This window comes from Paraburkholderia dipogonis (genome assembly GCF_046027395.1).
Classification (GTDB): Bacteria; Pseudomonadota; Gammaproteobacteria; order Burkholderiales; family Burkholderiaceae; genus Paraburkholderia; species Paraburkholderia dipogonis_A.
The window spans coordinates 99,815-118,196 of the sequence record NZ_JAQQEG010000025.1; the positions used below are offsets into that span (position 1 = coordinate 99,815).

Sequence of the window (18,382 nt, forward strand, 5' to 3'; positions counted from 1 at the left end):
CCTGGTAAATCCGAACCGAAGGGGCACGCCTTTAAAGCGGCGAGAAATGCCCCTATATTCGTTACTTGTTCCGTTTTGCGATTGACTGCCTGACCGTATGCCTACTGTCGTCAAATGCCCCACTTGCGGAAAGGACGTCCGCTGGACACCTGAAAACCGCTTCCGCCCGTTCTGCTCCGATCGCTGCAAGCAGATCGATCTCGGCGCCTGGGCCGCTGAGAAGTACAAGATCGGCGGGAGCGAGCAGGAAGCGTCGTCGGACGAGACGCCTGGCGGGGACTACACGCCGCATTGAGCGCGGCCCATTGTCCGGGCCACGCGGACCGGCGCTGCCAGCGCAGCGCCCGCTACCGCGTGCCCTGATCCTTTCCTATCAGGCCTTTTCGGCTGCGAGCCATTCCAGCACGGGAATGGTCGCCGGCAGCAGCGGCTCGACATCCGCGGGCAGCGTCTGCCAGACAAAAGCCTGGCCTTCGCGGCCGTGTGGCTCGCCGGACCACTGAGTCACCTTGCAGAAAAAGAGCCGCACATAGGCGTGCGGGTAATCGTGTTCGAGCGTGTGCCAGAGATGGCTCGCTTCGACGTCGATACCCAGTTCCTCGTGCAACTCACGGGCGAGCGCGGCCTCAACCGACTCACCCGCTTCCAGCTTGCCGCCCGGAAACTCCCAATACCCTTCGTACGGCTTGCCTGCCGGGCGCTGCGCCAGCAGATAGCGGCCATCGGGCTGAACCAGCACGCCGACGGCAACTTCCGTCACCTTGCGGCCGGCGGCGTTCTTCTCGACGTCGTCGCTCATGCCGAGGCTCATGCTGAGGTCTTGCGGCCGGACCAGTCGCGTGCGAACTGCCACGCAACACGCCCCGAACGCGACCCGCGCTCCAGCGCCCACACCAGCGCATCGCCGCGCGCCGCTTCGACTTCGGCGTCATCGCAGCCGAAATGCCGCAGCCAGTGGCTGATGATCGACAGGTAATCGTCCTGCTTGAACGGATAGAAGCTGACCCACAGCCCGAAACGCTCGGACAGCGAGATCTTTTCTTCGACCAGTTCGCCGGGGTGAATCTCGCCGTCGGACGTGTGCTTGTACGTCTCGTTGTCGCTCATGTACTCGGGCAACAGATGGCGGCGGTTCGACGTCGCGTAAATCAGCACGTTGTCCGATTGCGCGGCGATCGAGCCGTCGAGTGCGACCTTCAGTGCCTTGTAGCCCGACTCGCCGTCTTCGAACGACAGGTCGTCGCAGAACACCACGAAGCGCTCCGGCCGCTGCGCGATCAGGTCGACGATATCGCCGAGGTCGTGCAGATCGTCCTTATCCACTTCGATCAGACGCAGGCCATCTTTCGCGTACGCGTTCAGGCATGCCTTGATCAGCGACGACTTGCCGGTGCCGCGCGCGCCCGTCAGCAACACGTTGTTGGCCGGCTGCTTGTGCACGAATTGGCGCGTGTTCTGCTCGATCAGGCCTTTCTGCCGATCGATGTTCTGCAGGTCATCGAGCGTGATCGCCGAGATGGCCGGCACCGGCTGCAGGTAGCCGCGCCCCTGGCGCTTGCGCCAGCGGAAGGCAACTGCCGCCGACCAGTCGATATCAGGCGAAGCGGGCGGAAGCATCGCTTCGAGGCGGACGAGCACGGCTTCGGCCCGGGTCAGAAACTGTTCGAGTTTGTCCATGGCTGGGAATAAGCGGCCTTCAGGCCGCGTAATGAACCTGATTACGAACGATAGTCGGCGTTGATGCTCACGTAGTCGTGCGACAGATCACAAGTCCAGATCGTGGCTTGCGCATCGCCGCGGCCGAGTACGACACGAATGCCGATCTCGCTCTTTTTCATGACGCGCTGGCCGTCTTCCTCACGGTAGGCCGGATTGCGGCCACCGGCAGTCGCAACCAGCACGTCGTCCAGATACAGATCGATCTTGCCGACGTCGAGATCGTCCACGCCGGCATAGCCGATGGCCGCGAGAATGCGGCCGAGATTCGGGTCCGATGCATAGAAGGCCGTCTTCACGAGCGGCGAGTGGCCGATCGCATAGGCGATCTGGCGGCATTCGCCGACGCTCGAACCGCCTTCCACTTGCACGGTCATGAATTTGGTCGCGCCTTCGCCGTCGCGCACGATCAATTGCGCGAGGGTCTGGGCGACTTCGGTCACCGCGTCGCGCAGCGCTGCATAAGCGGGCGAGTCGGTGGACGTGATCGTCGGCAGGCTCGATTTGCCCGACGCGATCAGGATGAACGAATCGTTGGTCGACGTATCGCCATCGATCGTGATGCAGTTGAACGAGCGGTCCGCCACATGCTTCACCAGCGCATCGAGCACCGGTTGCGCGACGGCGGCGTCGAACGCGAGGAAGCCGAGCATGGTCGCCATGTTCGGCTTGATCATGCCCGCGCCCTTGCTGATGCCGGTCAGCATGACCGTGTGGCCCTCGATAGTGACCTGGCGCGACGTGGCCTTCGGCAGCGTGTCCGTGGTCATGATCGCCTGCGCGGCGTCGTACCAGTTCGCTTCCTTGCGGTTCGCCAACGCAGCCGGCAACCCCGCCTTCAGACGATCGACCGGCAGCGGCTCCAGGATCACGCCCGTCGAAAACGGCAGCACCTGTTCCGGCGTGATATCCGCGAGACGCGCCAGTTCGGCGCAGGTTTCGCGCGCCGCCACGAGGCCCGGCTCGCCGGTGCCCGCGTTCGCGTTGCCGGTGTTGATCACCAGCGCGCGAATCGGCTTGCCGCCTGCGCGCACGCGTTCCAGATTCTCACGGCACACCGTGACGGGCGCTGCGCAAAAACGGTTCTGCGTGAACACGCCGCCGACCGTGGCGCCTTCGCCCACGGAAATGACGAGCACGTCCTTGCGGTTCGGCTTGCGGATATTCGCCTCCGCCCAGCCGAGCGAAACGCCGGCGACGGGTTGGAGTTGAGCGGGATCGATCGAAGGGAAATTGACAGCCATGGTCGCGACCTGTCGAAGAAAATGCCGGCAGGCGCCGGCATCGAGGGAAACGGAAACTGATGGTCCGGGCGTGTTGCCGGTCCACCGCGAAATCAAGGCAAAGTAGCGCGTAAAACGACGCGGCGCGCCTCACAGCGCGCCGCCTTCGGCATTACGCGATCTTGCCGTGGCACTGCTTGTACTTCTTGCCGCTGCCGCACGGGCACGGGTCGTTACGGCCGACCTTCGGCACGTTGTCCGCGCTCATGTTCGCTGCGGCCGTATGCGACGGGCCGTGGCTCATTGCATCGCCGATCATGGCGGCGGTGGCCGCTTCCGCGGCAACAGGCGCTGCTGCGGCGGCTTCGGCGAATTCGGCGTGGCGGAATTCGACGTTTTCAAGGTGGCCGCCCTGCTCTTCGAGCTGTTCGGCGGCCTGTTCCAACTGTTCCGGCGACTGGATCTGCACGTTCATCACCACGCGGGTGACTTCGAGCTTCACGGCGTCGAGCATCGCGGCGAACAGTTCGAACGCCTCGCGCTTGTATTCCTGCTTCGGATTCTTCTGCGCATAGCCGCGCAGATGGATGCCCTGGCGCAGGTGATCGAGCGCGGCCAGATGTTCGCGCCAACTACGGTCCAGCGTTTGCAGCATGATCGAGCGCTCGAACGCGCTGAACGATTCGCGGCCGACCAGTTCGACCTTCGCCTCGTAGGCTTCGTCCGCGGCGGCTTCGACCGCTTCGAGAATCTCGTCCGCGCTGATCGAATTCGACTCGTTGATCATTTCCTGGATCGCGAGGTCCAGCTGCCATTCGTTGCGCAGCACTTCTTCCAACTCGGGCACGTCCCACTGCTCTTCAATACTGCCTGCCGGCACGAACTGATGAACAATATCGGCGATCACGCTCTGACGCATCGCGCCGATCGTTTCCGTGATGTCGTTCGCTTCCAGCAACTCATTGCGCTGCTGGTAAATCACCTTGCGCTGATCGTTCGACACATCGTCGTATTCGAGCAATTGCTTGCGAACGTCGAAGTTGCGCGCTTCCACTTTGCGCTGCGCCGATTCGATGGAGCGTGAGACGATGCCCGCTTCGATCGCTTCACCTTCGGGCATCTTCAGGCGGTCCATGATCGCGCGCACGCGATCGCCGGCGAAAATGCGCAGCAGCGGATCTTCCAGCGACAAATAGAAGCGCGACGAACCCGGGTCGCCCTGGCGTCCGGCACGGCCGCGCAACTGGTTGTCGATCCGGCGCGATTCGTGGCGCTCGGTACCGATGATGTGCAGACCGCCCGCGGCCTTCACCTGATCGTGCAGGGCTTGCCATTCGTCGTGCAGCTTCTGGATACGGCGCTGCTTGTCGTCTTCGGCCAGCGTTTCGTCCAGTTCGATGAACGACGCCTGCTTTTCCGCGTTGCCGCCGAGCACGATGTCGGTACCGCGACCGGCCATGTTGGTGGCGATCGTGATGCGCTTCGGACGGCCGGCTTCTGCGACGATCTCGGCTTCACGCGCGTGCTGCTTGGCGTTCAGCACTTCGTGCGGCAAACCGGCCTGCTTCAGCAGATGCGACAGCAACTCGGAGTTTTCGATCGACGTCGTGCCGACCAGCACCGGCTGACCGCGCTCGTAGCAATCGCGGATGTCGCGGATCACCGCGTCGTAGCGTTCCTTGGCGGTCTTGTAGATCTGATCCTGCTTGTCGATCCGCTTGGGCGGCCGGTTGGTCGGGATCACGACCGTTTCGAGACCGTAGATCTCGTTGAATTCGTACGCTTCCGTATCCGCCGTACCGGTCATGCCGGACAGCTTTGCGTACATGCGGAAGTAGTTCTGGAACGTGATCGACGCGAGCGTCTGGTTCTCGCTCTGGATCTTGACGTGTTCCTTCGCCTCGACGGCCTGGTGCAGGCCATCCGACCAGCGGCGGCCCGACATCAGACGGCCGGTGAATTCGTCGACGATCACCACTTCGCCGTTCTGCACGACGTAATGCTGGTCCTTGAAGAACAGTGTGTGCGCGCGCAACGCGGCGTACACGTGGTGCATCAGCGTGATGTTCTGCGGCGCGTACAGGCTTTCGCCCTCGCCGATCAGGCCCCACTCGGCGAGCAGGCGCTCGGCTTTTTCGTGGCCCGATTCCGTCAGGAACACCTGGCGGCCTTTCTCGTCCAGCGTGTAGTCGCCCGGCTTTTCGACGCCGGTGCCGTCCGCTTTCTCTTCGCCGATCTGGCGCTCGAGCAGCGGAGGCAGCGCATTCATGCGCACGTAGAGTTCGGTATGGTCTTCGGCCTGGCCAGAGATGATCAGCGGCGTACGGGCTTCGTCGATCAGGATCGAGTCGACCTCGTCGACCACCGCGAAATTCAGGGCTCGCTGCACGCGCGCATCGGTCTCGTAGACCATGTTGTCGCGCAGGTAGTCGAAGCCGAATTCGTTGTTGGTGCCGTACGTGATATCCGCCGCGTAGGCTTCCTGCTTCGCGCCGTGATCCATCTGCGACAGATTGATGCCGACCGACAGACCGAGGAAGTTGTACAGGCGCGCCATCCACTCGGCGTCACGCTGGGCGAGGTAGTCGTTGACCGTGACCACGTGCACGCCGCGCCCCGAAAGCGCGTTCAGGTACACCGGCAGCGTGGCGACGAGCGTCTTGCCCTCGCCGGTGCGCATTTCGCCGATCTTGCCGTAGTGCAGAACCATGCCGCCGATCAGCTGCACGTCGAAGTGGCGCATTTTCAGCACCCGCTTGCTGGCCTCGCGGCACACCGCGAAAGCTTCCGGCAGGAGCTTGTCGAGCGATTCGCCGCTCGCGACGCGCTGGCGGAATTCACCCGTTTTGGCGCGCAGTTGATCGTCCGTCAATTGCTCGATCTGCGGCTCGAGCGCATTGATCGCCGTGACGGTCTTTTGATATTGCTTGACTAGCCGCTGGTTGCGGCTGCCAAAAATCTTCTGTAGAAAACCGGTGGTCATCGGATCGGTGTCTGCGTCGCGGCTTCGGCTGGGTCGCGCCGTGCATTTCGTGCACGTGCGCTCCGGGGTCGGAAGGGCCTCGGCGGCTTAGTCCAAGAGTGAATTCGAATCGCGCATTTTAGCACGCGCCCCCGCCCGCGCTTATGTCGGCAGCGAGACGGCGGCGGGGCATCCGAAGCCCGTCACAGCGAGCTTTGACAGTCCGCATTGAGGCAGGTCCGCGTGCATCTCGCGCGGTACAATCGCGGCGTGAACGCACATAGGGTGCGGATACGCCGTTACCATCGAACATGAGCCGTTTTCCTTCCTTTTCAAGGCCGCCGCCCCAGCAGTTCAAGGCTCGGCGCCCACAGCCGGTCGCCGAGGTGCTCAATCGCACGGACGCGTTCGCGGCCCTGCGCGCGGGCGTCGAGCAGATTGCGGCGTTGGAGAAGGATCTGCGGGCGCTGCTGCCGGACTACCTGGCAACCAGCGTCGAGCCTAGCTTTATCAAGGAAGGCGTGTTGGCCCTGTTTGCCGGCCATAACGCGCTGGCGGCACGACTGCGGCATCTGGAGCCACGACTGCTGTCGGACTTGCAGCAGCGCGGCTGGCCGGTCAATTCCCTGCGGATTCGCGTGCGGCCGCAGGCCGTCAAGGAACCGCCGCCGGTCAAACAGGCGCGCATGACGCCCGCCGGCGCCGATGCGCTCCACGCGCTCAGCGAATCGCTGGCACCGTCGCCGTTACAGGAAGCGCTGGCGAAAATGGCGGCCCGGCATCGGAGAAATCGCTGACCAGAAAAAAAAGCGGCCCGACTGGGCCGCTAATTTTTCATGCGTTTGCTTCGGAAATTTCACCCGAAGCGACGGCGTCAGGCGAAAGCCGTCTGCGTCTCGTAGGCAAAACCGCGCGGCGCCTTCTGCGTGTCGTCGAAGGTGACAATTTCGTACGAATCTTCGTGCGCCAGCAGTTCGCGCAGCAACGCATTGTTCAGGCCGTGGCCCGACTTGTACGCGTCATATGCCGCCAGCAACGGGTGGCCAACCACATACAGGTCGCCGATCGCGTCGAGCATCTTGTGCTTTACGAACTCGTCGTCGTAGCGCAGGCCGTCGTTGTTCAGAATGCGGTACTCGTCGAGCACGATCGCGTTGTCCATGCTGCCGCCGCGCGCCAGCCCCAGTTCGCGCATCATTTCCACTTCATGCGCAAAACCGAAGGTGCGGGCACGCGCGATTTCACGCACGTACGACGTATTGGCAAAATCCACTTCCAGCGCCTGGCCGGTTTTATCCACAGCCGGGTGACGGAAATCGATCGTAAATTTAAGCTTGAAACCGAAATACGGGTCGAGACGCGCGAATTTGTCGCCGTCACGAATTTCGACCGGCTTCGTGACCTTAATGAATTTCTTCGCCGCGTTCTGCTCTTCAATACCTGCCGATTGAATCAGAAACACGAATGAACCGGCGCTGCCGTCCATGATCGGGATTTCTTCGGCGGTGACGTCGACATACAGGTTGTCGATGCCGAGACCGGCGCAAGCGGACATCAAATGCTCGATGGTCGAGACGCGCGCGCCGTCCTTCTGCAACACGGAAGCCAGACGCGTATCGCCAATCGCCATCGCCGACGCAGGAATGTCCACCGGCGTGGCCAGATCCACGCGCGAAAACACGATGCCCGTGTCCGGCCCGGCCGGACGGAGCGTCAGTTCGACTTTACGGCCGGAGTGCAGGCCGATGCCGACTGTCTTGACGATTTGCTTGATTGTGCGCTGCTTCAACATGGTGATCTTCTATTCGATTGAAAATCCCAATCGGGACTTTTTATTCCATAGCACGAATTATACTCCAATACCCTAAGGAGCGTCTTTTCGCGGAACGTATCAATCTGTTTCGCTGCATTACCCTGGGCGCCCGTCAGGGAAAGCGTGACGGGCCGATGCCCCGGAACGGAGGCGTTTCCGGTCATCGGCCCGCGTAACGGCCTGTCACAAAAGCGTCTTATCAACCGTTGCCCCGGCACAACGCGCCAACCGCGCGTGCCTGTGGCGAAGGCCACGACGCCAGCGTGCCTAGCTCAACGTAGCGAGAATACTCCCTGCATCGCTGACTTCGAATTTGCCGGCAGCCTCGACGTTCAACGTCTTGACCACGCCGTCGTCGACAACCATCGCGTAGCGCTGGGAACGGATTCCCATGCCGCGCGCCGACAAATCCTGCTCGAGACCGAGCGCTCGCGTGAAAGCCGCACTGCCGTCCGCCATCATGCGCACCTTGCCCGAGGCGTGCTGATCGCGTCCCCACGCGCCCATTACGAACGCGTCGTTGACGGACACGCACCAGATTTCGTCGATGCCAAGAGCGCGCAACTGCTCGGCGTGCTCGACATAACCCGGTACATGTTTGGCCGAACAGGTGGGCGTGAACGCGCCCGGCAATCCGAAGATCACCACGCGCTTGCCCGCCGTCTGCTCGCGCACGTCGAAGCTGTTAGGCCCGATCGTGCAGCCCGCCCGCTCGTCTTCGATCAACTCGAAGAGCGTTGCGTCGGGCAGCTTGTCACCTGCTTGAATCATGCTCAGTCCTTTGCATCGATGCGAAGCACGCTCGCACGTCGTCGTGTCGCAGTGAAAAATCCGGCGTGAGCCCAGCCATTACATGCTCCGCCGTCCGGCGACAGTCGCCCGCTCCGCTTCGCGAATCCGAAGAGGGCAGTTGTCCTTGTCGCGAATCCTCAAAGATACGCGACTTGTTCGCCGTTCACCCGCCACGCTCGTGCATTCGTCCGCCAGCGCTGCACTGCTGTCCAACTCGCAGCGCCGCAACGAAAGCCTGCCCGTGCGCTCAGTCCGCCTGCTTGCGCAGGAATGCCGGAATGTCGTACGTGTCGACGCCCTTTTCCTGCAACGCCTGCACATGCGAAGCGGCCGTATCGCGCGACGTGCGCCACACTGCCGGCGTGTCCAGCGCGCCGTAGTCGGCGGTGCTGGCGTGCGACGGCGTGTAAGCAGCGTGTTGCATCGTGCTGATCGGCTGATTGTCGGTGCCGGTGCGCAGCAGCGTCATCGGTGCCGATTGCTGCTTCTTCGCCGCACGGCCCAGACCCGTTGCCACGACCGTTACGCGCAGCGCGTCGCCCATCGCATCGTCGTACACCGCGCCGAAGATCACGGTTGCGTCTTCTGCAGCATAGCTCTTGATGGTGTTCATCACTTCGCGCGTTTCCGACAGGCGCAGCGAACGGCTCGACGTGATATTGACCAGTACGCCACGCGCGCCCGACAGATCCACGCCTTCCAGCAGCGGGCTGGCGACAGCCTGCTCAGCCGCGAGGCGAGCGCGATCGACGCCGGCAACCGTCGCCGTGCCCATCATCGCCTTGCCCTGCTCGCCCATCACCGTCTTCACGTCTTCGAAGTCGACGTTCACCAGACCGTCGACGTTGATGATTTCCGCGATGCCGGCAACTGCGTTGTTCAGAACGTCGTCTGCGCACTGGAAGCACTTGTCCATCTCGGCGTCATCGCCCATCACCTCGAACAGCTTGTCGTTCAGGACGACGATCAGCGAGTCGACGTGATCCTCCAGTTGCTGCGAACCGGCTTCTGCCACGCGCATCCGCTTGCCGCCTTCGAATTCGAACGGCTTGCTGACAACGCCAACGGTCAAGATACCCATTTCCTTGGCGATCTGCGCGACCACGGGTGCTGCGCCCGTGCCCGTGCCGCCGCCCATGCCGGCCGTGATGAAGACCATGTGCGCGCCGCGCAATGCGTCGGCGATGCGCTCACGGGCTTCTTCCGCTGCGGCGCGGCCCATTTCCGGCTTGGCGCCGGCGCCCAGACCCGTGTTACCGAGCTGGATCACCGCGGTGGCACGCGAACGCGACAAAGCCTGCGCGTCCGTGTTCATCACGATGAAGTCGACGCCTTGCACGCCTTTGTTGATCATGTGCTGGACAGCATTGCCGCCAGCGCCACCTACTCCGACCACCTTGATGATGGTGCCGTTCGTTTCGGTTTCCAGCATTTGGAAATCCATGATGCCTCCGTCAAGATAAAAAATTTACAGCCACTCGGCCGTTATTCGGCAGGAGATCGGGCAACCCCCTGTCGCGCGCCGGCCGCCGGCACCGGCGCGTATTTTTCAAAACCGTTCTATACAGCGAATGCGTTAGAAGTTGCCGAGGAACCAGTCCTTCATGCGCGTGAACACCTGTCCCATCGACCCCGACTGCACCGCGACCTTGCGGCCGCGCATGCGTTGCGAGCGTCCTTCGACGAGCAGGCCCATTGCCGTCGAGTAGCGCGGATTGCGCACGACATCGGCGAGACCGCCCGCGTATTCCGGCACGCCGATGCGCACCGGCTTCAGGAAAATGTCCTCACCCAGTTCGACCATGCCGAGCATCATCGACGCGCCGCCGGTCAGCACCACGCCGGAGCTCAGCAGCTCCTCGTAACCCGACTCGCGCACCACCTGCTGCACGAGCGAAAACAGTTCTTCGACACGCGGCTCGACCACCGCCGCCAGCGCCTGGCGCGACAGCGTGCGCGGACCGCGCTCGCCCAGACCCGGCACTTCGATCATCTCGTCCGGATCGGCCAGCGCCTGCTTGGCGATGCCGTAATCCACCTTGATGTCTTCCGCGTCCGGCGTCGGCGTGCGCAGCGCCATCGCGATGTCGCTAGTGATCTGGTCGCCGGCGATCGGAATCACCGCCGTATGACGGATCGCGCCTTCGCTGAAAATCGCAATGTCCGTCGTGCCGCCGCCGATATCGACCAGCACCACGCCGAGTTCTTTTTCATCTTCCGTCAGCACCGCCAGCGACGACGCCAGTGGCTGCAAAATCAGATCGTTCACTTCGAGGCCGCAGCGGCGCACGCATTTGACGATGTTCTGCGCCGCGCTCACCGCGCCGGTGACGATATGCACCTTCACTTCGAGACGAATGCCGCTCATGCCGATCGGCTCGCGCACATCTTCCTGACCGTCGATGATGAATTCCTGCGTCAGGATGTGCAGCACCTGCTGATCGGTCGGGATGTTGATCGCCTTCGCCGTTTCGATCACGCGCGCCACATCCGTCTGCGTGACTTCCTTCTCCTTGATCGCCACCATGCCGCTCGAGTTGAAGCTGCGGATATGGCTGCCGGCAATTCCGGTAAATACGTTTGTGATCTTGCAGTCGGCCATCAGTTCGGCTTCTTCGAGCGCGCGCTGAATGGACTGCACGGTGGCCTCGATATTCACCACCACGCCTTTCTTGAGCCCCTTCGATTCGCTCTGGCCGAGGCCGATCACCTCGTAGTGACCTTCGCCCTTCAACTCGGCGACGATGGCCACGACCTTCGACGTCCCAATGTCGAGGGCGACCAGCAGATCTTTATAGTCTTTACTCATAGCGTGCTCATTGCGTGTGATGTCCGTTTACTTCTTGCCCTTGTCGGGTTCGGTGATAAAGCGCATCCCTGCCGCGCGAATCGCGAAACCGTTCGGATAGCGCAAGTCCGCATACTCGATATCCTTTCCCCAACGTTGCGTCACCGCGCTCCACGCCGCGCTCAGACGTTTGCTCCGATCGAGCAGCGTGTCCTGATTGCGTTCGCGCCCAAGTTCCACCTGCGTGCCGTTCGAGAGCTTCACCGTCCACGCGTAGCGCGGCGACAGCGTCACCTCTTCAGGCGTCGCGCCCAATGGCGCAAACCATTTCTGGAAGTCGTGATACCGCGCGACCACCTCTTTTGCCGTCCCGTCGGGACCGTCGAACGCGGGCAGGTCCTCTTCGAGCTCACCCTGGTTCGCGGTGAACAACTCGCCGTCGACGCTCACCAACTGATCGCTGCCCCATGTCCCCAGCGGTTTGTACTCTTCCAGCGTGACAGCCAGTGCATTCGGCCAGACGCGCCGCACGCTCGCATGACGCACCCACGGCATCTGCTCGAAGGCCTGACGCGCCACGTCGAGATCCACCGTAAAAAAGTTGCCCTTCAAGCGCCCCACCACACCGGCACGCACCGTCGGCGAATTGATGTGCTCGGTGTCGCCGTCGATCTGAATCTCGCGCAGCGCGAAATTCGGGCGCTGGATCAGCCAGTAACCGCCTGCCGCCAGCAGCACGAGCACCAGCAACGCATGCAATGCGTTGGCGGCGAAATTGAGCTGGCGAACGTTGTTCCACATGGTGTTGCTTTCGGGTCGCCCCGGTTAGTCCTGCAGCGTCAGCGCCAACACGCCGACAACCAGTTCCTGATAGCTGATGCCCACCGCGCGCGCCGCTTTCGGCGGCAGCGAGTGATCGGTCATGCCAGGCGCCGTGTTCACTTCGAGGAAATACGGGTTGCCGTCGGCGTCGAGCATGAAATCCGCGCGGCCCCAGTCGGTGCAACCGAGCACGTCGAAGGCACGGCGCGCCAGCACTTTCAGGCGCGCTTCCTCGTCCGCCGCCAGACCGCACGGAATCAGGTACTGCGTGTCGTTCGCTATGTACTTCGCGTGATAGTCGTAAAACTCGCCAGCCGGCACGATGCGGATCACCGGCAGGTCGAGATTCCCGGCGATGCACGCGGTGTATTCGCCGCCGCCTTCAATGCTCTTTTCGACCACCACGATCTTGTCGTACTTGACCGCTTCGATCAGCGCGGCGGGCAGTGCGTCGGCGCTCTTCACCTTGATCACCGCGACGCTCGAACCTTCGCTCGCCGGCTTCACGAAGAGCGGCAAGCCGAGCTTCGCGACGATGTCTTTCGAACGCGCTGCGTAGTCGTCGCCACGCAGCACGGCTTCGAACGGCGGCGTCGGAATGCCGAGTTGCTGCCACACGAGCTTGGTGCGGAATTTATCCAGACCGAGCGCCGAGCCGAGCACGCCGCTACCCGTGTAGCGGATGCCATAAAAATCGAGCGCGCCCTGGATCTGGCCGTTCTCGCCGTAGCCGCCATGCAGCGCGTTGAACGCGCGCACAAAGCCTTCTTCCTTCAATGCAGCGAGCGGACGCTCGGCCGGATCGAACGGATGCGCGTCGACGCCGGCGTCGCGCAGACCTTGCAACACCAGGCGGCCGGAGTTGAGCGATACCTCGCGCTCGGCGGAGTCCCCACCGAGCAGCACTGCCACTTTGCCGAATTGTTTCGGGTCGATACTGCTCATTTCGCTCACACCTTCGTTTCCTGCGCGAGGCGAACCGGCACACCGCCGATCGAACCCGCGCCCATCGTGATCACCACATCGCCGTCGCGCACCACTGCTGAGAGCGCGTCCGGCACTTCATCCACCGTATCGACAAACACCGGCTCGACCTTGCCCGCCACACGCAGCGCGCGCGCCAACGCACGGCCGTCCGCGGCGACGATCGGCGACTCGCCGGCCGAATAGACTTCGGTCAGTACGAGCGCATCGACGGTCGACAGCACTTTCACAAAATCCTCGAAGCAATCACGCGTACGCGTGAAGCGGTGCGGCTGGAACGCCAGCACCAGACGCCGGCCCGGAAACGCGCCGCGCGCCGCCGCCACCGTCGCAGCCATTTCGACGGGATGGTGGCCGTAGTCGTCGACGAGCGTGTACGCGCCGCTCGTCTTGCCTTCGCTGAGCACCGGCACTTCACCGTAGCGCTGGAAGCGACGGCCGACACCGTTGAAATCCGCCAGCGCTCGCTGGATATCGGCATCTTTCACTTCAAGTTCAGTCGCAATTGCAATAGCGGCCAATGCGTTCTGCACGTTGTGCTCGCCCGGCAAGTTCAAGACGATGTCGATCGGCGCCGCGTCTTCGCGCATTGCCGTGAAATGCATCTTGCCGTCGCGCGCTTGCACGTTGACCGCGCGCACCTGCGCATCCGGCGCGAAGCCGTAGCGGATGATCGGCTTCGACACGAAAGGCAGAATTTCCTTCACGTTCGGATCGTCGACGCACAGCACCGCGATACCGTAAAACGGCAGACGGTGCGTGAATTCGATGAACGCCTGCTTGAGCCGCGCGAAATCGTGGCCGTAGGTGTCCATGTGATCGGCGTCGATGTTCGTGATGACTTCGATCACCGGGAACAGATTCAGGAACGACGCATCCGACTCGTCGGCTTCCGCGACGATGAAGTCGCCCGTGCCGAGCCGCGCATTCGCACCCGCGCTGATCAGCCGGCCGCCGATCACGAAAGTCGGATCCAGGCCGCCCGCCGCGAGCACGCTCGCCACCAGCGAGGTGGTCGTGGTCTTGCCGTGCGTGCCGGCAATCGCGATGCCTTGCTTCAGGCGCATCAGTTCCGCGAGCATCACCGCGCGCGGCACGATCGGAATGCGGCGATGACGCGCGGCCAGCACTTCCGGGTTGTCGCTGCGCACTGCGGTCGAGACGACCACCGCGTTCGCGCCTTCGATGTTCTCCGCCGCGTGACCGATCGCGATGCGCGCGCCGAGTGCGGCGAGGCGATCGGTGACCGCGTTGCTCGTGAGATCCGAGCCGCTCACCTGATAGCCGAGATTGACCAGCACCTCCGCGATGCCGCTCATGCCGACACCACCGATGCCGACAAAATGAATATGTTTGACGATGTGTTTCATTGCTTTCCTTCTGGGCTCGCGCCCGAAATCGAACCCGCCACGGTCGCGCAAATCTGCGCGCCCTGTTCCGTGGCGTCGGGTTTCGCGAGCGAGCGCGAACGCTCCGCCATCTCCGCGAGGGTCTCTCGCGTCTGGCTGCGCAACCAGTCAGCGAGGGTTTCCGCCGACAGATCGCGTTGCTGCACGACCAGCGCCGCGCCGTTGTCGGCGAGGAACGCTGCATTAGTGGTTTGGTGATCGTCTACTGCATACGGGAACGGCACGAAGAACGCCGCCACGCCTACTGCTGAAATCTCGGACACCGTCATTGCGCCGGACCGGCAAATCACCAGGTCCGCGTTCGCGTAGGCACTCGTCATGTCGTCGATGAACGGCACGAGTTCGACGTCGGCGCCCGTTTGCAAACCGGCTGCCGCGTAGTTCTCGCGCAGCGCCTCGATGTGCTTCGCGCCCGCCTGATGCACGACGCGCGGCCGCTCATTCGGCGCAAGCAAGGCCACCGCACGCGGCACGACTTCATTCAATGCCGTCGCGCCCAGACTGCCGCCCACGACCAGCACATTCAACGGACCGCTGCGTTGCGCGTAGCGTGCTTTGGGTGCAATTGCGCGCGCAAGTTCCTCACGAATCGGATTTCCCGTCCATTCGCCGTGCGGCAATGCATTCGGGAACGCAACCAGCACGCGTTTGGCGACTTTCGCGAGCACCTTGTTCGCGAGACCGGCAATCGAATTCTGTTCATGCAGCACCAGCGGACGGCCGCTCAACGCGGTCATCAAGCCGGCCGGAAACGTGATGTAGCCGCCCATGCCGAGCACGACATCCGGCTTCACGCGACGCAACACGGAGAGGCTTTGCGTGCAGGCACGCAGCAGATTCAGCGGCAGCATCAGCTTGGTTTTCATGCCCTTGCCGCGCAGGCCGCCGAAGCGCACGTATTCCATCGGGATGCCGTGCTTCGGCACCAGCGTCGCTTCCATGCCCGCGGGATTGCCGAGCCATACGACCTTCCAGCCCCACGCCTGCATCAGATGAGCGACCGCGAGCCCCGGGAACACGTGTCCCCCGGTGCCTCCGGCCATCACCATCAGCGTGCGTTGCGGCAGAGCGGTCATACTTTCCCTCCGCGCATGAGCACACGATTTTCATAGTCCACACGCATCAACACCGCCACCGCAACGCAATTCAGCACAATGCCCGAGCCGCCATAACTGACGAGCGGCAACGTGAGGCCTTTGGTCGGCAACAAGCCGAGGTTCACGCCCATGTTGATGAAGGTCTGCGCGCCGAACCAGATGCCGATGCCCTTCGCAACCAGCCCCGCGAACGTGCGGTCGAGTGCGAGCGCCTGACGGCCGATCTCGAACGAGCGGCGCACGATCCAGTAGAACATCAGGATCACGACCAGCACGCCGATAAAACCCAGTTCCTCGCCGATCACCGCGAGGATGAAGTCGGTATGCGCCTCCGGCAGATAGTTGAGCTTCTCGACGCTGCCGCCGAGGCCCACGCCGAACCACTCGCCGCGCCCGAACGCGATCAGCGAGTGCGTCAATTGATAAGCCTTGCCCTGCGCGTAACGGTCGTCCCACGGATCGAGGTACGCGAAAATCCGCTCACGACGCCACGGCGACGCCCACACCAGCAAACTGAACGTGCCGACCGCGGTCGCCACCAGGCCGCCGAACAGCTTGCCGTTCACGCCGCCGAGAAACAGCACGCCCATCGCGATCGCCGCGATCACCATGAACGCGCCCATGTCCGGCTCGAGCAGCAACAGAGCGCCGACGAGACCCACCGCCACCGCCATCGGCAAAAAGCCTTTGGCGAAGCTCTGCATGTATTCCTGCTTGCGCACCGTGTAGTTCGCCGCGTAAATCGTCACCGCGAGCTTCATGATTTCCGACGGCTGCATGTTCGTGATGCCAAGCGGGATCCAGCGGCGCGCGCCGTTCACGCCCTTGCCGACGTGCGGGATCAGCACGATCACCAGCGCGACCAGTGAAATCAGAAACAGCTTCGGCGCGTACTTGTCCCACGTCGCGATCGGAATGCGGAACGACACGATGCCGATCACCGAGCCCATCACCACGAAGATGATCTGGCGCACGAGGAACGCGTAGTCGCGATACGACGCGTACTTCGGCGAATCGGGCATGGCGATCGACGCCGAATACACCATCACGACGCCGAGCCCCAGCAGCGCGACGACCACCCACAGCAGCGAGTGATCGTAGTCGAGCATGCGCGAGCGCAGCGGCCGCACGCCGTTGACGGCGCTTGCGAGACCGCTGCCACCCGTGCGGCCACCAACGCGAGCCGCGCCGCCCGAACCACCCGCATCGCCGGCGGCGGCCTGACGCGAACCGAAACGTTCTGACCAGCTCATATCATCGTCCCCCGTTCGGCCGCGATGTCTTCTACCGTGCTGCGGAACACCGCGGCGCGGTGCGCGTAACCCTTGAACATGTCGAAGCTCGCGCAAGCCGGCGACAGCAGCACGGCATCGCCCGGCTCCGCGAGCGCGGTTGCGGCGCGCGTCGCTTCTTCGAGCGTGGCGTGATCCGTCATGGCGATGCCGGTGTCTTCCAGCGCGGCGCGGATCTGCGGCGCGTCACGGCCGATCAGCATCACGGCGCGGCACCAGCGCATGACCGGCGCGGCGAGCGGTTCGAAATCCTGGCCCTTGCCGTCGCCGCCGGCGATCAGCACGACGCGCTGCGCAAGTCCGTCGAGCGCGGCAACCGTCGCGCCGACATTGGTGCCCTTGCTGTCGTCCACATAGTCGATGCCGTCGATCGACGCGATCAATTCCACGCGATGTGGCTCGCCGCGATATTCACGCAGACCGTGCAGAAGCGGCGCGCCCGGCAGACCGACCGCGCGTGCGAGCGCGTAGGCGGCGAGCGCATTGGCGGCGTTGTGCAGGCCACGAATGCGCAACGCGTCCGCGGGCATCAAACGCTTCAGCGCAATGTTCGGCGGCGTCACTACTTCGTTCTTGCGACGGCGCTTCGGCACGGGTTCGTCGCTCGCGTCGCGATCGTGCGCCTGGACGAGCCAGATCATGCCGCTGTCGCGCAACAGACCGTAGTCGCCATCGTTCTTCGGCTCGGTGACGCCGAACGTGACCATCTCGGCTTCGCTGTCTTCCGCAGGCGCCAGCTTCATGACGCGCGAGTCATCGCGATTCAGCACACGCACGGTCTGCGCACCAAAGATGCGGCCCTTCGCGGCGGCGTACGCGTCGAGACCGCCGTGCCAGTCCAGGTGATCCTGGGTGATATTCAGAATCACCGCCGCATCCGGCGTAAACGTGTGCGCGGTTTCCAACTGGAAGCTCGACAGCTCCAGCACCCACACGTCCGGCAACGCGGTGTTGTCGATCGCCTCCGAGAGTTTGTCGAGCAGCGCGGGGCTGATGTTGCCGGCCACAGCGACCTTCTTGCCCGCGCGTTCGCACAGCAAGCCGGTCAGACTCGTGGTCGTCGTCTTGCCGTTGGTGCCGGTGATGGCGATGACCTTCGGCGCGTAGCCGCTCTCGCCGAGCGTCTTCAGCGCTTGCGAAAAGAGTTCGAGTTCGCCCCACACGGGGATGCCCTGCTCGCGCGCCGCCGAGATCAGCGGCAACAGGTCAGCGGCAAGCGGCGACAAACCTGGGCTGATGGCGACGAGTTCGACGCCTTCGAGCAGCACCGGCGAAAACGGGCCGCCGACGAATGCGGCGTCGATGCCGTGCGCTTCCAGCGCGGGCAGGTTCGGCGGTACTTCACGCGTATCGGCCACACGCAGCCGACAGCCGTGCCGCGCGCACCAGCGCGCCATAGCGAGACCGGATTCTCCCAGTCCCAGCACGAGCACCATCGGCTTTTGCCGATCCCGAAACTTCTCGCCGAACATCGCCTGCTTCCC

General features: G+C 63.3%; 16 protein-coding genes. 2 read left to right on the forward strand and 14 right to left on the reverse strand.

Translation table 11 applies throughout. The annotated features are described in order from the left end of the window. Positions 1–97 precede the first annotated feature (97 nt). Positions 98–295 (forward strand): DNA gyrase inhibitor YacG, encoded by a 198-nt coding sequence (yacG, locus tag PQR32_RS25285; protein ID WP_106310901.1) that lies wholly within the window; start codon positions 98–100, stop codon positions 293–295. Between the two features lie 78 nt (positions 296–373). On the opposite strand, the gene PQR32_RS25290 is transcribed toward yacG, so the two are convergent. The 4 genes from PQR32_RS25290 to secA form a co-directional block, all read right to left on the reverse strand. Continuing rightward, complete coding sequence (locus PQR32_RS25290; protein WP_408233165.1) at positions 374–799, reverse strand: NUDIX domain-containing protein; 426 nt, start codon at positions 797–799, stop codon at positions 374–376. Positions 800–807: 8 nt separating this feature from the next. Beyond that, complete coding sequence (locus PQR32_RS25295; RefSeq protein ID WP_116118336.1) at positions 808–1,677, reverse strand: ATP-binding protein; 870 nt, start codon at positions 1,675–1,677, stop codon at positions 808–810. Positions 1,678–1,718: 41 nt separating this feature from the next. Continuing rightward, the gene (gene argJ, locus PQR32_RS25300; protein ID WP_408233168.1) at positions 1,719–2,960 is read right to left on the reverse strand and encodes a bifunctional glutamate N-acetyltransferase/amino-acid acetyltransferase ArgJ; all 1,242 of its coding nucleotides are present in this window, start codon (positions 2,958–2,960) and stop codon (positions 1,719–1,721) included. 151 nt (positions 2,961–3,111) lie between these two features. Continuing rightward, a complete protein-coding gene (secA, locus tag PQR32_RS25305; protein ID WP_408233171.1) occupies positions 3,112–5,922 on the reverse strand; it encodes a preprotein translocase subunit SecA in 2,811 nt (936 codons plus the stop codon). A 290-nt stretch (positions 5,923–6,212) separates the two neighbouring features. On the opposite strand from secA, the gene PQR32_RS25310 reads away from it, so the two are divergent. Further along, positions 6,213–6,698 carry a DciA family protein gene (locus PQR32_RS25310; protein WP_168795302.1) on the forward strand — a complete coding sequence of 162 codons (486 nt, stop codon included), beginning with the start codon at positions 6,213–6,215 and terminating at the stop codon, positions 6,696–6,698. A 77-nt stretch (positions 6,699–6,775) separates the two neighbouring features. Here the strand turns inward: PQR32_RS25310 and lpxC are convergent, their stop codons facing one another. The 10 genes from lpxC to murD all read right to left on the reverse strand — a co-directional run bounded on the left by lpxC (position 6,776) and on the right by murD (position 18,370). Then, positions 6,776–7,693, reverse strand: a complete 918-nt coding sequence (lpxC, locus tag PQR32_RS25315) for a UDP-3-O-acyl-N-acetylglucosamine deacetylase (protein WP_106285167.1) — start codon at positions 7,691–7,693, stop codon at positions 6,776–6,778. 288 nt (positions 7,694–7,981) lie between these two features. Then, positions 7,982–8,485, reverse strand: a complete 504-nt coding sequence (locus PQR32_RS25320) for a peroxiredoxin (protein ID WP_012434415.1) — start codon at positions 8,483–8,485, stop codon at positions 7,982–7,984. Between the two features lie 268 nt (positions 8,486–8,753). Beyond that, the gene (gene ftsZ / locus PQR32_RS25325; protein WP_408216427.1) at positions 8,754–9,950 is read right to left on the reverse strand and encodes a cell division protein FtsZ; all 1,197 of its coding nucleotides are present in this window, start codon (positions 9,948–9,950) and stop codon (positions 8,754–8,756) included. Positions 9,951–10,082: 132 nt separating this feature from the next. Further along, positions 10,083–11,315, reverse strand: a complete 1,233-nt coding sequence (gene ftsA, locus PQR32_RS25330) for a cell division protein FtsA (RefSeq protein ID WP_007180311.1) — start codon at positions 11,313–11,315, stop codon at positions 10,083–10,085. A 27-nt stretch (positions 11,316–11,342) separates the two neighbouring features. Further along, positions 11,343–12,095, reverse strand: a complete 753-nt coding sequence (locus tag PQR32_RS25335) for a cell division protein FtsQ/DivIB (protein ID WP_408216430.1) — start codon at positions 12,093–12,095, stop codon at positions 11,343–11,345. A 24-nt stretch (positions 12,096–12,119) separates the two neighbouring features. Continuing rightward, the gene (locus PQR32_RS25340; protein WP_408233176.1) at positions 12,120–13,061 is read right to left on the reverse strand and encodes a D-alanine--D-alanine ligase; all 942 of its coding nucleotides are present in this window, start codon (positions 13,059–13,061) and stop codon (positions 12,120–12,122) included. Between the two features lie 5 nt (positions 13,062–13,066). Then, complete coding sequence (gene murC / locus PQR32_RS25345; protein WP_408233179.1) at positions 13,067–14,470, reverse strand: UDP-N-acetylmuramate--L-alanine ligase; 1,404 nt, start codon at positions 14,468–14,470, stop codon at positions 13,067–13,069. After that, entirely contained in the window at positions 14,467–15,585 is a 1,119-nt protein-coding gene (gene murG, locus PQR32_RS25350) for an undecaprenyldiphospho-muramoylpentapeptide beta-N-acetylglucosaminyltransferase (RefSeq protein WP_408233182.1), read from the reverse strand. The genes murC and murG overlap by 4 nt, the downstream gene beginning before the upstream one ends. Further along, positions 15,582–16,859 (reverse strand): putative lipid II flippase FtsW, encoded by a 1,278-nt coding sequence (gene ftsW / locus PQR32_RS25355; protein ID WP_408233185.1) that lies wholly within the window; start codon positions 16,857–16,859, stop codon positions 15,582–15,584. The genes murG and ftsW overlap by 4 nt, the downstream gene beginning before the upstream one ends. After that, positions 16,856–18,370 (reverse strand): UDP-N-acetylmuramoyl-L-alanine--D-glutamate ligase, encoded by a 1,515-nt coding sequence (murD, locus tag PQR32_RS25360; protein ID WP_408233188.1) that lies wholly within the window; start codon positions 18,368–18,370, stop codon positions 16,856–16,858. The genes ftsW and murD overlap by 4 nt, the downstream gene beginning before the upstream one ends. Positions 18,371–18,382 lie beyond the last annotated feature (12 nt).